Below are 14,146 nucleotides of genomic sequence, written 5' to 3'. Positions count from 1 at the left end.
TGGCACGGAGTTAGCCGGTGCTTCCTTTGGAGGTACAGTCAGACGCAAGGGTATTAACCTTACGCGTTTCTTCCCTCTCGACAGAAGTTTACGACCCGAGGGCCTTCATCCTTCACGCGGCGTTGCTGGGTCAGAGTTGCCTCCATTGCCCAATATTCCCGACTGCTGCCTCCCGTAGGAGTCTGGACCGTGTCTCAGTTCCAGTGTGGCTGATCATCCTCTCAGACCAGCTATTGATCGGAGCCTTGGTGAGCCGTTACCTCACCAACAAGCTAATCAAACGCGGGCTGATCCTTTGGCGATAGCTTCTTCGAGAGGCCACCTTTTCCCACATCGACCGAAGTCATCGTGGTCTCATTCGGTATTAGCTCCGGTTTCCCGGGGTTATCCCAAACCTAAGGGCACATTACCCACGCGTTACTCACCCGTGCGCCACTTTACTCGCCACCGAAGTGACTTTCTCGTACGACTTGCATGTCTTAAGCACGCCGCCAGCGTTCGTCCTGAGCCAGAATCAAACTCTCCAGTTTAAATTTGGCTGAACGTTGGAGCTGGCTCCAACGTTCATGATCGCAAGCAGGACTGATGCGTGAAGCAAGCTCGAGGCTTACTCAACGCGTCCTGCTAGGGGACTTTTCTTGAATGTTGTCTCGATCCGCTTCGCCGAGTGTCCCCACCCGACTCTGCGAACCACACGCTATTCAGTTTTCAAAGATCGCTCGAGGCCCTGGGAGCTTGTCAAGAGCTCCGTCCAGACTGTCTCTGCGCGAAAACCCAGAGCCGAAGGAGCCCGGCGCTGCAAGGTGAGCAGCGTGAAATCCGGACTATGGCTTGGGAATCCCCCCGCGAGTGATCCCCGCGGCGGGCGCCGGAACTTACGGGACGCTGCGAGTCCGCGCAAGGGAAATTCTAGAGGGTTTAGAGCTTTTTTTTCGCCCCCTCGGGCGCTTTCCGGCACCCCCGCCGCCGGAGCGGAGTCGTCGGCCGAGTCGGACGGGTCTCAGGCGACCCGGACCCGCGCGAAGCGACGTTTTCCGACCTGGACCAGGTGCTCTCCGGCCTCCACGAGCGCCGTGGGGTCGTTCACACGGGCCTGGTCGATGGAAACCCCGCCCTGCTGTGCGAGACGACGTGCCTCGCTCTTGCTCGCCGCGAGCCCGGCCTCGACCAGGAGTTCGAACACCTTGAGGGCCTCCCGCCCGTCGAGTCCGACACCCACCTCCGGAATGTCGTCCGGCATCTCCTTGCGCTGGACGACCTTCCTGAACTGTTCTCCCGCCGCGTCCGCCGACGCATCCCCGTGTACACGCGACACGATACTGCGTGCTAGGCGGTGCTTCAGCGACATCGGATCGCCCTCGCCCTCCGCGAATCGCGCGAGATCGGCCCCGAGATCGGCCCAATCGCCCATCGAGAGCAGGCGATGCCATTCCGACATCGCCGCGTCCGGAATGCTCATCACCTTGCCGTACATGTCCTCCGGCTCGTCGAGGATGCCGATCGAGTTGCCGAGGCTCTTGCTCATCTTCTCGTGGCCATCGAGGCCCACGAGCAAGGGGTGCGTGAGGACGGCCTGGGGCGGCTGTCCGTAGGCCCGCTGGAGTTCGCGCCCCATCAGCAGGTTGAACGTCTGGTCCGTCCCGCCGAGCTCCACATCGGCTTCGAGCGCCACCGAGTCGTAGCCCTGAACGAAGGGATAGAGGAACTCGTGGATGAAGATCGGCACTTCCGCGGCGTAGCGCTTGGAGAAATCGTCGCGTTCGAGCATCCGCGCCACCGTCGTCTGCGAGCACAGGCGAACGAAATCCGACGGTGTCATCGAATCCATCCACTCGCCGTTGAACCGGACCTCGACTTTCGAGACGTCGAGCAGCTTCGCGACCTGGTCGACGTAGGTCTTCGCGTTCTCCCGCACCTGCGCTTCATCCAGGGCCGGACGTGTCTTGTTGCGGCCGGAAGGATCTCCGATCCGCGCCGTGAAGTCGCCCACGAGGAAGATCGGCGTGTGGCCGAGCTCGAGGAAACGACGGAGCTTCATCAGAACGACTCTGTGTCCGAGATGCAGATCCGCCGAGGACGGGTCCATGCCGAGCTTCACGCGGAGCGGCCGGTCCTCCTTCAGGCAGACCGCGAGGCGCTCGGCCAGCTCTTCCTCGCCGTGGAAGTCGACCGCTCCCTCGCGCATCACGGCGAGCTGCCGCTCGACCTCCTGCCGGATCGCTGCGTCGCTCATGGGAATCCCTGCTCCATCGTCGTTCGGCTCTACTCAGGTCGCGGGGCGATCGACGATGTGCATCGCCGAAGGCGTCACGACGGCTTCCAGGCGCACGTCGCGCACGTCCATGGGCACCGTCTCGACGAGCTGAAGGTCGAAGGCGACGCCGATCGTGCGCGGCACCGCCGGGTCGCGTTCGGTCGCGACGTCGCGCACCCCCGAACGGCCGAGCGTCGCGAGGGCGCGATCATAGTAGCCCCTCCCCCGCCCCAGGCGCCCGCCGTGACGGTCGAAGGCGAGTCCCGGAACGAGGACCAGATCCGCGTCCACGAGATCCACCGGCGGCGCCGTGGGCGGCGGCTCCGACACACCGAACGCCCCCGTGACGAGCGACGCGTCGACCGGGTGCTCCGCGAAGGCGAGCTGCCCCGCACCGGCGACGCGCGGAAGGAGAACGCGCTTCCCGCCGCGCCAGGCGCTCGAGATCAGCGTGTCCGTCGCGACCTCGCCGGGCAGATTCGCGTAGACAGCCACGGTCGAGGCCCGCGCCCAGGCCGCCGTCCTCTCGAGTCGGTCCGCGATCTCGGCCCCGGCGCGTTCCGACTCCTCCCCCGAGCGGTCGCGCAGCAGCCCGCGCATGCGCCGACGCAGCTCCGCCTTCTCGTCGTTCCTGGCGGGCGACACCGGAGGCGGCGGGACCGTCGGTCAGGAGGCCCGGTCGCGGCCGCCTGCGGCGACCCGGGGCGCCTCGAGATCGGCCGCGGCCGCCTCGCCGTCGTCCCGCTCCCGAAGGCTCTCGAAGCTCGGCAGCTCGAGGGTCGTCGCACCCCGTTCTGCCGTGGCGGGTGCGGTTTCCTCGACGGCGTCGGTCATCGGCTGAACGAGCAGCGCGGCCTCGACGTTCTCGATCAGCGAGCGCAGCTTGTCGTCCTCGATCGCGGTGGATCCTTCCGGCGTCCGGGCTTCGCGCAGCGCCAGGATCTCACGGGCGAGATTCAGGCACGTCAGCACCGCGACGTCGAAGGTGTCGACGGTTCCGGTTCGCTCACGGACCCGCGCCATCGCGCGATCCACGTAGCCGGCGATCTCCTTCAGCCCGTCGGGGTCGCCGTCGCTGCGGATCTTGTACTCGTGCCCGGCGATCCGGACGGCGACGACCGACGAAGACTTCGACTCGTCGCTCATGCGGGCTCCGCCGCCGCCGAGGCACTCGCCCGGAGCTGCTCGAGGCGCACGACGATCTTGTCGACGCCTTCCACGGCGGTCGCGCGCAGTGCTCGCTCACGATCGAGCTTCGCCTCGAGCGATGTTATGCGGGACTCGCGCTCCACGAGCTCTTCGAGAAGGGCTGCCTTCTCGCTGGAGAGGCGCTCGTGCTCCTCGATCAGGAAGGACACGGCCCGCTCGAGTCGTTCGAAGTCGAACCGCGAGGTTTCCGTCGTCTGTTGGGAAGCCTGCCCCGTCTGAAGACCGTCTGTTGCCAACGTTCGCGCCCCGTCCTCGCGTTGGATTCACTCGCTCGTCGAGTCTTAGCCTACACGATCCGCGCCGGGTGGGGGCGAGGGAAAGACGCACGCGTTCGAGTCCTGCAAAAAGGTGACGCAGGGCACGTCGCGCGAAGACAGGTCTGCGGGGGGCGTCGCCCGTCGAGCGGCACGACGATCGCCGCGAGGCGAAACCTTCGGCTCAGCCCGGGAAATTCCCGACCGTGTTGCGCGATTGCAGGCGCGACTCGCCCATCAGGTAGGTGTCGACCGCTCGGGCGGCCTCCCGGCCTTCGGACTGGGCCCAGACGACGAGACTCTGTCCGCGCCGGCAGTCGCCCGCGGCGAAAACCCCCGGCTCCGACGTCCGGTAGTCCTCGACGTTCGCTTCGATGTTGCCACGCGGATCGAGCTTGAGCCCCAGGTCCTCGATGAGACCCGACTGAACCGGACCGAGAAAGCCCAGAGCGAGCAGGACGAGGTCGGCATCCAGCTCGAACTCGCTGCCCTCGACCTCTTCCATGACGGGCCGGCCCGACTCGTCCGGGTCGCCGAAGCGCACCTGGACGCCATGGAGCTTCTCGATGCGGCCATTCGCCCCCGAGAATCGCTTCGTCATCATCGCGTACTTGCGGGTGCCGCCCTCGTCGTGAGAGCTGGAGCCGCGGGCGATCATCGGCCACATCGGCCACGGCGTGGACGGGTTCTTGCCATGCGGCGGTTCCTCGAGGAGCTCGATCGACGTCACCGAGCTCGCACCCTGGCGATGGCTCGTCCCCACACAATCCGAGCCCGTGTCGCCGCCCCCGAGGACGACCACGTTCTTGCCACCCGCGAGGATGTCGTCCTCCGGCGGCAGCTGGTCCCCGTGGACCCGCTTGGTCGCCTGGGGGAGGAAATCCATCGCGAAGTGGACGCCCTCGAGCTCGCGTCCCTCGACCGGCAGGTCGCGGGGCTGCTCGGCGCCCATCGTGAGCAGGACCGCATCGAAGTTCTTGCGCAGATCCGCGGCGGTCAGGTCCTTGCCGACCTCGACCCCGGTCTGGAAGGAGACCCCCTCCTCCTTCATCTGCTCGAGGCGGCGATCGATGATCCACTTCTCCATCTTGAATTCGGGGATCCCGTAGCGGAGCAGCCCACCGATCCGGTCGTTCTTCTCGAAGACGGTGACCGTGTGGCCCGCGCGAGCGAGCTGCTGAGCCGCAGCGAGCCCCGCCGGGCCGGAACCGACGACGGCGACCGACTTTCCGCTCCGCTTCTCCGGAATGGCCGGCTTGATGTAGCCACGGTCCCAGCCCTCGCTCACGATCTTGAACTCGATGTTCTTGATCGTCACCGGGTCGTCGTTGATTCCGAGCACACAGCCCGCCTCACAGGGCGCAGGGCAGATCGAGCCGGTGAACTCCGGAAAGTTGTTCGTCGAGTGGAGCCGGCTGATCGCCTCCTCCCACTTCCCGCGGTACACGAGGTCGTTCCAGTCCGGAATGATGTTGCCGAGGGGGCACCCGCCGCGTCCGCTGTTCGGGTTGCTGCAGAACGGAATCCCGCAGTCCATGCAGCGGGAGGCCTGGGCCGTCAGCTGCTCCACGGGGATCGTGTTCATCACCTGCTTGAAGTCGCCGATCCGCTCCTTGCGGTCGCGGTAGGTGACGTTCTCTCGCTTCTCTTCGAGGAATCCGGTGGGCTTCGCCATCTGAGTCTCTCTCGACGCCCTCCTCCCACTCTCGGGGGAGGCGCGTCCTGGGGGTTCGTCGCGGTCGCGCGCGGCGCGGCCGTTCGGGTTCGGCTAGCGGGAGGGCGTGATCCCTTCGGCCGCCATCTTGTCGAGGGCCTCGCGGTACTCCGTCGGGAACACCTTCACGAACTTCGGGGCGTAGGTGTCCCACTTGCGCAGGATGTCCTCGGCACGCGCGCTCCGGGTGTAGTCGAAGTGCTTGCGGAGCATGTTCTGGAGGTACTCGACGTCGTCGTCGCCCAGCGGATCGAGGTCGACGGCCGCCAGCGGGTTGAGGTGGCTCTCGAAGTCACCCGCCTCGTCGAGGACGTAGGCGATACCGCCACTCATGCCGGCGGCGAAGTTGAGCCCGGTCGGGCCGAGGATGATGGCCCGCCCGCCGGTCATGTACTCGCAGCCGTGGTCACCCACGCCTTCGACGACAGCGTGGGCACCGGAGTTGCGCACGCAGAAGCGTTCGCCCGCGAGCCCGTGGAAGAACGCCTCGCCACCGGTCGCCCCGTAGAGGAGCACGTTGCCGGCGATGATGTTCTCGGTCGGCTCGTAGGAGACGTCCGCCGGCGCGCGCACGATCACGCGACCTCCGGAGAGGCCCTTGCCGCAGTAGTCGTTCGCGTCGCCGGTCACTCGGATCTGGATGCCCTTCGGCAGCCAGGCGCCCACGCTCTGTCCCGCGGAGCCCGTGAACTCGATCTCGATCGTTCCGTCCGGGAGCCCCGCGAGCCCGTACTTCCGGCTCACCTCGGAGCCCAGGATCGTGCCGACCGTCCGGTTGATGTTCTCGATCGGGAGCTCGATGCGAACCTTCTCCCCCCGCTCGAGGGCCGGCTCGGCCAGCTCGAGGAGCTTCATGTCGAGGGCCTTCTCGAGACCGTGGTCCTGCTTGCCCGTGTTCACGATGTCGTGCGGAACGTCGGGCCGGAACAGGAGGTCCGAGAGATCGATCGACGAAGCCTTCCAGTGATTGATCGACTTCCGCATCTGGAGGCGATGGGTCTGGCCGATCATCTCGTCCATCTTGCGATAGCCGAGCTCGGCCATGATCTGGCGCAGCTGCTCGGCCACGAAGAAGAAGAACTTGACCACGTGCTCCGGCTCTCCCGCGAAGCGCTCGCGAAGCTCGGGGCGCTGGGTCGCGATTCCGACCGGGCAGGTGTTCAGGTGGCAGACGCGCATCAGGATGCAGCCCATCGCGACCAGCGGTGCGGTCGCGAAGCCGAACTCGTCGGCGCCGAGCAGCGCTCCGATCGCCACGTCGCGTCCGGTCTTGAAACCACCGTCGACCTGGAGCTTGATTCGGCCACGGAGGTCGTTCTGGACCAGCGTCTGCTGGGTCTCGGAGAGCCCGATCTCCCACGGGCAGCCCGCGTTCTTGATCGACGTGAGCGCCGAGGCACCCGTTCCGCCGTCGTGACCGGAGATGAGCACGCCGTCCGCCTTGCCCTTCGAGACGCCCGCGGCAATCGTGCCGACGCCCGTCTCCGACACGAGCTTGACGCTCACGTTGCCGAAGCGGTTCGCGTTCTTCAGGTCGTGGATCAGCTGCGACAGGTCCTCGATCGAGTAGATGTCGTGGTGCGGCGGCGGCGACGTCAGGCCCACGCCCGGCGTCGAGTAGCGCGTGTCCGCGATGATCTGGTCGACCTTGTGACCGGGCAGCTCGCCGCCCTCCCCGGGCTTGGCACCCTGGGCGATCTTGATCTGGATCTCGTCGGAGTTCACGAGGTAGGCGCTCGTGACGCCGAAGCGACCCGACGCGACCTGCTTGATCTTCGAACGGCGGAGGTCTCCGTTCGGATCCGGCGTCCAGCGCTTCGGATCTTCGCCGCCTTCGCCCGTGTTCGAGCGCCCGCCGATCCGATTCATCGCGATCGCGAGGGTCTCGTGGGCCTCGGCCGAGATCGAGCCGTAGGACATGGCGCCGGTGCAGAAGCGCACGACGATGTCTTCCACCGGCTCGACTTCCTCGAGCGGGACCGGGTCCTGGTCGAAGTTGAACTCGAGCAGACCGCGCAGGGTCCGCATGCGGACCGCGTCGTCGTCGGCCGCCTTCGCGTACTCCTCGAAGCTCTTCCAGCTCTCGTTGCGCACGGCGTGCTGGAGCTTCGAGACGCTCTCGGGATTGAAGGTGTGCTGCTCGCCTCGGAGCCGCCACTGATAGAGACCGCCGGGATCGAGCTCCGGATACTCGTACTCGTTCTCCGGGAAGCCCTGGTCGTGGCGCATCTCGACCTCGCGCGCGAGGACGTCGAGGCCGATGCCCTTCACACGGGAGTGGGTCCCGTCGAAGGCGAGCTTCACGATCTCTTCGCCGAGACCGACGGCCTCGAAGATCTGAGCGCCCCGGTAGGACTGCAGGGTCGAGATCCCCATCTTCGCGAAGATCTTCAGCAGGCCGAGATCGATCGCCTTGAGGTAGTTCTCCTCGGCGGTCGCGGGATCGAGGTCGTCGGGAACGAAGGTGCCCGACTCGACGATGTCGCCGATGGTCTCGAAGGCGAGGTAGGGGTTGATGCCGCCGGCGCCGTAGCCGACGAGGAGCGCCATGTGCGCGACCTCGCGGGCTTCACCGGTCTCCACGATCAGGCCACAGCGAGTGCGCAGGACCTTGCGGATCAGGTGGTGGTGAACCGCGCCCGTCGCGAGCAGCGACGGGATCGGCGCGAGCTCGGGGGAGACGCCGCGATCCGAGAGGATCACGATGTTCGCGCCGCCTTCCACCGCCTGCTCGGCTTCGCTGCAGAGCTGTTCGATCGCCGCGCGAAGCCCATCCCCGCCGTCCGCCTTCTTGAACAGCGTCGAGAGGGTCACGCTCTTGAAGCCGGGCTTGTCGATCTGCCGGATCGCCTCGAGTTCGGCGTCACGCAGGACCGGCCGGTGCAGGCGGAGCAGCTGCGCGTGCTCGGGCGTCTCGTCGAGGAGGTTCTTCTCCTCGCCGAGGGTCGAATCGAGCGTCATGACCGGGCGCTCGCGGATCGAGTCGATCGCCGGGTTCGTGACCTGCGCGAAGTTCTGCTTGAAGTAGGAGAAGAGCAGCCGCGGCCTGTCCGAGAGACAGGCCAGCGCCGCGTCCTCGCCCATCGAGCCGAGGGCCTCCTTGCCGTTCGCCGCCATCGGCGCGAGCAGGAAGCGCATGTCCTCGAGGGTGTATCCGAAGGTCTGCTGGAGCGAGAGCCGGATCTCGGGGTTCGGCTTGTGCACCGCTTCGACCCGACCGAGGTCGCCGAGCTCGAGCTGGTGGGTCTCGACCCAGGTCTTGAAGGGATGGCGCTGGATGTAGCGGTCCTTCAGCTCTTCGTCGCGGACGATGCGGCCCTCGTCGAGATCGGCGTAGAACATGCGGCCAGGCTCGAGGCGCCCCTTCTCCTCGACGTCGGCGGGCTCGATCTTGAGCGTGCCGACCTCGGAGCCCATCACCAGGAGGCCTTCCTTGGTCAGGACGTAGCGCGAGGGACGAAGGCCGTTGCGGTCGAGGACCGCGCCGACGCCGTCGCCGTTCGAGAAGCACATGGAGGCCGGGCCGTCCCAGGGCTCCATCATGCAGGAGTAGTACTCGTAGAAGCCCCGACGATCCTCCGTCATCGTCGGATCGTTCTCCCACGCTTCGGGAATCATCATCAGCATCGACTGCGGGAGATCACGGCCGGCGAGATGGAGGAACTCGAGGGCGTTGTCGAAGCGCGCGGAGTCCGAAGTGCCGTTCCGCATGACCGGGAAGATCTTCCTCAGGTCGTCGCCGAAGAGATCCGAACGGAGCGTGCCCTCGCGCGCGTTCATCCAGTTCTGGTTGCCGCGGATCGTGTTGATCTCGCCGTTGTGCGCGAGGTACCGGAACGGCTGCGCGAGGTCCCAGGTCGGGAACGTGTTCGTCGAGTAGCGCTGATGGACGAGCGCCAGCCGGCTCTCGAGATCCGGATCCTGCAGGTCCGGGAAGAACTCGGGCGTCTGGTGGGCGAGGAACATGCCCTTGAAGAGGAACGTCTTGGAGGAGAGGCTCGGGACGTGGAAGGCGGAGCCGAGCCGCTCGATCTCGTTCTCGATCTGCCGGCGGATCACGTAGAGCTTCCGCTCGAAAGCCATCTCGTCGAGTCCGTCCGCGGCGCCCACGAAGAACTGCTTGATCTCGGGCATGCCCGACCGGGCGATCTCACCGATCGTGGTCGGGTCGGTCGGAACCTCGCGCCAGCCCAGGAATTCCTGGCCCTCGGCGGTCACCCAGGATTCGACGATCGCGATCTGGCGGGCGCGCTCGTCGGGGTCGGTCGCGAGGAAGACGAGGGCGGAGGCATAACGACCGAGCTCGGGAAGGCCGAAGCCCGCGGCGTCCGCGACCTTGCGCAGGAACTTGTCGGGCGTCTGGATCAGCATGCCCGCGCCGTCACCGGTCGCTTCGTCCGCGCCCGCGGCCCCGCGGTGGGTCAGGCGACAGAGGATCTCGGTGGCCTGCTCCACGATCAGATGGCTCGCCGGCTTCTTGAGATTGGCGACGAACCCGATGCCGCAGGCATCGTGCTCCAGTTCGGGGTCGTAGAGGCCCTGCTTCGGGGGGAGTCCGTATCGCATCATGTGCGCATCCAGCCTTCCTGGCTCGGGTTGTCGTGTCGGGTCGCGCGCGCCACTCCTGGCGTCGACGCCGCGACACGGCATCCGGTCGGTCGACCCTTCGCGACTTCGCCCTTCGTCGGCCCTTCATCGCGCCGTCGACCGAGAGGGACCTCACGCCTCCCGGACCCGTTCGGGTGCAGGGTTGGGCGTCGCGCGGTGGCGCCTGCCCGACGGACCGGCCCGAAGACCGCCAACCGTAAGAAGAGGCACGCACCGACCCGAGTCCGCCTCGGTCAGTACAAGTGCGATGTCGGGCCCTGGCCTGGTGCGTTCCGGCTCGCCTTCGATCGGTGGGACGGAGGACGGGGGCGTCCTGCATGCCCGGCCCTGCCGATCGGGAGTCCGGTCGCTTCGCCACGCGGCTAAGTCACTGCGGGTCCAACGTTTTTCGAACTTGCGACCCTATGACACCGCGCCCTGAAAGTCAACCAGCGCCGCCCGCAGCAATGCGCGGCAAGGGGCGCCAAGCCGCCTACTCAGCTGCGAATTCGCGCGTCGCGAGGAGCGCTTCGAGCACCCGCGGGTGGTTCGTGATCACCCCGTCCACTCCGAGGTCGAGCAGACGCGCCATCTCGGAGGGCTCGTTCGCGGTGTAGGGGTAGACCGCCAGGCCACGCTCGTGGGCACCGGCGACCAGCGCCTCGTTCACGAGGAAGACGTGGGGATGGATCGCCTCGGCCCCCACCCGATCCGCCCGCCCGAAGACGTCGTCGGGTGCCCGCGGGGAAACGAGCACGCCGAGCCTCGCGGCCCGCGAGCCGGCGCGCAGCCGCTCCAGCACGCCGTCGTCGAAGCAGGAGAAGAGGACCCGTCGAAGGAGCCCGCGGGCCTCGACCTCCGACAGGACCAGCGCCTCGATCCCCTCGTAGGGGGTCTCGAGTCCGACCTTCAGCTCGAGATTCCAGTCGATCCGCTCGGCGAAGCCTTCGAGGACGTCGAGCAGGGTCGGAATCCGGAGCGTCTCGGGGTCCCCCGGCGCCGCGTCGAGGGCCGCGAGCTCCGCCGCCGTCCGGCTGCGGATCTCTCCCGCTTCCCCCAGGCGCTCGAGGCCCGCGTCGTGATGGATGACGACGACGCCGTCCCGGCTCAGATGCAGATCGGTCTCGATCATGTCCGCGCCCTGGGCGATCGCCTCTTCGAAGGCCGGCAGGGTGTTCTCCGGTCGGTCGCCGGAGGCGCCGCGGTGCGCGATCACGAGGGGCCGTTCGCCCGTGAGCGTCATTCTTCCGCCCACGCCCGCGAGCGTTCGACCGCGCGGAGCCAGCCTCGATAGCGCGCTTCCCGCTCGTCCTCCGACATGGTCGGCTCGAAGAGCGTCGAGGCACCGCCCCCCGCATCCAGCGCCGCCGCATCCCGCCAGAAGCCGACACCCAGCCCGGCCAATCGCGCCGCCCCCATCGCCGTCGCCTCGAGGACGGCGGGGCGTTCGACGGTGATCCCGAGGATGTCGGCCTGGAACTGCATGAGGAAGTCGTTCTCGCAGGCGCCTCCGTCGACGCGCAGCACCTGCGGCGCGATCCCCGAGTCCTGTCCCATCGCGCCCATCACGTCCCGGGTCTGGAACGCGATCGACTCCAGGGTCGCGCGGGTCACATGGGCGCGGTTCGTTCCGCGGGTGATGCCGACGAGGGTCCCCCGAGCGTCCTCGTCCCAGTACGGTGCGCCGAGACCCACGAACGCCGGGACGACGTAGACGCCTTCGGTGTTCGGCACCGACTTCGCCAGCGCTTCGCTCTCCGCGGCTTGCGAAAAGAACTCGAGTCCGTCGCGCAGCCATTGGACGGCCGATCCCGCGACGAAGATCGATCCTTCGAGCGCGTACTCGAGACGCCCTTCCCTCCGCCAGGCGACGGTCGTGATCAGCCCCGCTTCGGATCGCGGCGCGTCGGCGCCGGTGTTCATCAAGAGGAAGCAGCCGGTGCCGTAGGTGTTCTTCGCGCGACCGGGTTCGAGGCAGCCCTGCCCGAAGAGCGCCGACTGCTGATCGCCGGCGACGCCCGCGATCGGGATCGCCGCACCGAGGATGTCCGGATCCGTCTCTCCGAACGCCCCGCTCGAATCCCGAACCTCCGGCAGCATCGCCTCGGGAATCCGCAGCGCGTCGAGCAGAAAGGGATCCCAGCTCCCGTCGTGGATGTTGAAGAGGAGCGTCCGCGACGCGTTCGACGGCTCGGTCGCGAAGACCCGGCCGCCGGTCAGCTTCCAGATCAGCCAGCTGTCGATCGTTCCGAAGCAGAGCTCGCCCGCCTCGGCGCGCGCCTGCGCCCCGTCGACCGCATCGAGGATGAAGCGGATCTTCGTCCCCGAGAAGTACGCATCGATCAACAGACCCGTCCGCGCGCGGATCTCGTCGTCGAGGCCCCGCGAGCGCAGGTCGTCGCACACGCCGCTGGACTGGCGCGACTGCCAGACGATCGCGGGATGGATCGGCTCGCCGGTCTTGCGGTCCCAGACGACGGTCGTCTCGCGCTGGTTCGTGATGCCGAGGGCAGCGATGTCGGCCGGTGCGACCCCCGCCTTCTCGAGCACGCCCCGCGCCGCGCGCAGCTGGCTGTCCCAGATCTCGTGCGGATCGTGCTCGACCCAGCCGGGCTGCGGAAAGGATTGCGGGAACTCGAATTGCTCGACCCCGACGACCGCCCCGGCCTCGTCGAAGAGAAGCGCCCGCGAAGACGTCGTCCCCTGATCCAATGCCAGTACAAAGCCAGCCATGCGCTTTCCCCTCTGCCGCAGGCCCTCCCGAGGCCCGTCCACATCTTCGCAGAGCGCCCTTCGGTTGCGGCCTAGCCTTCTCCGAAGAGCGCGTCGACGAACTCCGCCGCCTCGAACTCGCGAAGATCTTCGATTCCCTCGCCGACCCCCACGAAGTTCACCGGAATCCGGAACTCGTCCGCGAGTCCGACGATCACGCCGCCCTTCGCCGTGCCGTCCATCTTCGTGAGCACGAGCCCGGTCACGTCGGCGACCTCGGTGAAGAGCCGCGCCTGGGAGATCGCGTTCTGCCCCGTGTTGGAGTCGAGAACGAGGAGGATCTCGTGGGGCGCGTCGGGCACGTCGCGTCCGATCACGCGCACGATCTTTCCGAGCTCCTCCATCAAGGGCTTCTTCGTCTGGAGACGGCCGGCGGTATCGATGATCGCGACGTCCACGTCCCGGGCGACGGCGGCCTTGACCGTGTCGAAGGCCACGCTCGCCGGGTCGCCCCCGGCCTCTCCGGCGATCACGTCGCAGCCGACCCGCTCGCCCCACGTCTGGAGCTGTTCGATCGCCGCGGCGCGGAAGGTGTCACCGGCCCCGAGCAGGACCTTGCGGCCCTTCGCCTGGTGCTGCGCGGCCAGCTTCCCGATCGTGGTCGTCTTGCCTGCGCCGTTCACGCCGAGCACCAGGATCACGTGCGGCTTCGATGCCAGCGCGAAGGGATCCTCGGTGCGCTGGGCGCCGGCGAGCTTCTCGCCGATCGCCGTCTTCAGGATCTCGCGGACCCGAGCGCCGTCTTGGCCGCGCCCCTCGCTCCGCACGCGTTCGAGGAGCGACTCCGCCGTCTGCACGCCGAGATCCGCTGTGAAGAGGATCTCCTCGAGCTCGTCGAGGAGCTCGCCCTCGACCGCGCTCCCGCCGAAGACGCCGCCGAGCCGACCGACCAGCGCTTCGCTCGTCCGGAGCAGACGGTCCCGGAGTCGCGGACGAGGCGGCGGAGCCGGCTCCGGTTCGGGTTCCGGAGCGGGTTCGGGGATCGGCTCCGGAACCGGTTCCGGCTTGGGCTCGGGCTCGACGGGCGTGGAGACCGGCTCGACCGGGCTCTCGTGCGCCGGCTCCGGCGCGAGCACCTGCGCCGCCTCCTCGGTCGGCGCTTCCGCGGTCGCCTCGGCCTCTTCCGCGCGCGCCGTGGTTTCGAGCGCCCCGGTCGGTCGCGACCCCAGTCGGTCGAGGAGGACGCCGAGCAGCAGCGGAGTCAGCAGCGCGGCGGCCACGATCAAGCCGGGCCGCTCGTACATGAGGAGCGTGAGGTCGTAGAGCGCGGCGTTGGGATCCATCGAGCGCGGAGCCTACCACCGAAGGGTTCCGTGGGAACCCGTCGCCCGCCAGAAGTCCGGTCGGTCCAGCCGT

The 14,146-nt window shown here is 67.6% G+C and carries 9 protein-coding genes and 1 rRNA gene; all 10 read right to left on the bottom strand.

The features are described 5' to 3' along the window. Positions 1–530, bottom strand: a 16S ribosomal RNA gene (locus NXI30_24755); the annotation flags it as partial. 470 nt (positions 531–1,000) lie between these two features. After that, positions 1,001–2,233 (bottom strand): tyrosine--tRNA ligase, encoded by a 1,233-nt coding sequence (tyrS, locus tag NXI30_24750; GenBank protein MCR9097440.1) that lies wholly within the window; start codon positions 2,231–2,233, stop codon positions 1,001–1,003. Between the two features lie 33 nt (positions 2,234–2,266). Next, a complete protein-coding gene (locus tag NXI30_24745) occupies positions 2,267–2,899 on the bottom strand; it encodes a 5-formyltetrahydrofolate cyclo-ligase (protein MCR9097439.1) in 633 nt (210 codons plus the stop codon). Between the two features lie 21 nt (positions 2,900–2,920). Continuing rightward, complete coding sequence (locus tag NXI30_24740) at positions 2,921–3,400, bottom strand: cell division protein ZapA (GenBank protein ID MCR9097438.1); 480 nt, start codon at positions 3,398–3,400, stop codon at positions 2,921–2,923. After that, entirely contained in the window at positions 3,397–3,612 is a 216-nt protein-coding gene (locus NXI30_24735; GenBank protein MCR9097437.1) for a hypothetical protein, read from the bottom strand. Before NXI30_24735 ends, NXI30_24740 begins: the two co-directional genes overlap by 4 nt. A gap of 289 nt (positions 3,613–3,901) precedes the next feature. Further along, complete coding sequence (locus tag NXI30_24730) at positions 3,902–5,392, bottom strand: glutamate synthase subunit beta (protein ID MCR9097436.1); 1,491 nt, start codon at positions 5,390–5,392, stop codon at positions 3,902–3,904. Positions 5,393–5,485: 93 nt separating this feature from the next. Then, positions 5,486–10,000, bottom strand: coding sequence for a glutamate synthase large subunit (gene gltB / locus NXI30_24725; protein MCR9097435.1), 4,515 nt, complete (start codon positions 9,998–10,000; stop codon positions 5,486–5,488). Between the two features lie 511 nt (positions 10,001–10,511). Next, positions 10,512–11,273, bottom strand: coding sequence for a glycerophosphodiester phosphodiesterase (locus NXI30_24720; protein ID MCR9097434.1), 762 nt, complete (start codon positions 11,271–11,273; stop codon positions 10,512–10,514). Beyond that, positions 11,258–12,751 carry a glycerol kinase GlpK gene (gene glpK / locus NXI30_24715; protein MCR9097433.1) on the bottom strand — a complete coding sequence of 498 codons (1,494 nt, stop codon included), beginning with the start codon at positions 12,749–12,751 and terminating at the stop codon, positions 11,258–11,260. Before glpK ends, NXI30_24720 begins: the two co-directional genes overlap by 16 nt. A gap of 71 nt (positions 12,752–12,822) precedes the next feature. Continuing rightward, complete coding sequence (gene ftsY, locus NXI30_24710; GenBank protein MCR9097432.1) at positions 12,823–14,073, bottom strand: signal recognition particle-docking protein FtsY; 1,251 nt, start codon at positions 14,071–14,073, stop codon at positions 12,823–12,825. Between the last annotated feature and the right edge of the window lie 73 nt (positions 14,074–14,146).

The organism is bacterium (assembly GCA_024742285.1).
Taxonomy (GTDB): Bacteria; Myxococcota_A; UBA9160; order UBA9160; family UBA4427; genus UBA4427.
This window is presented reverse-complemented; position numbering and strand designations above follow the sequence as displayed.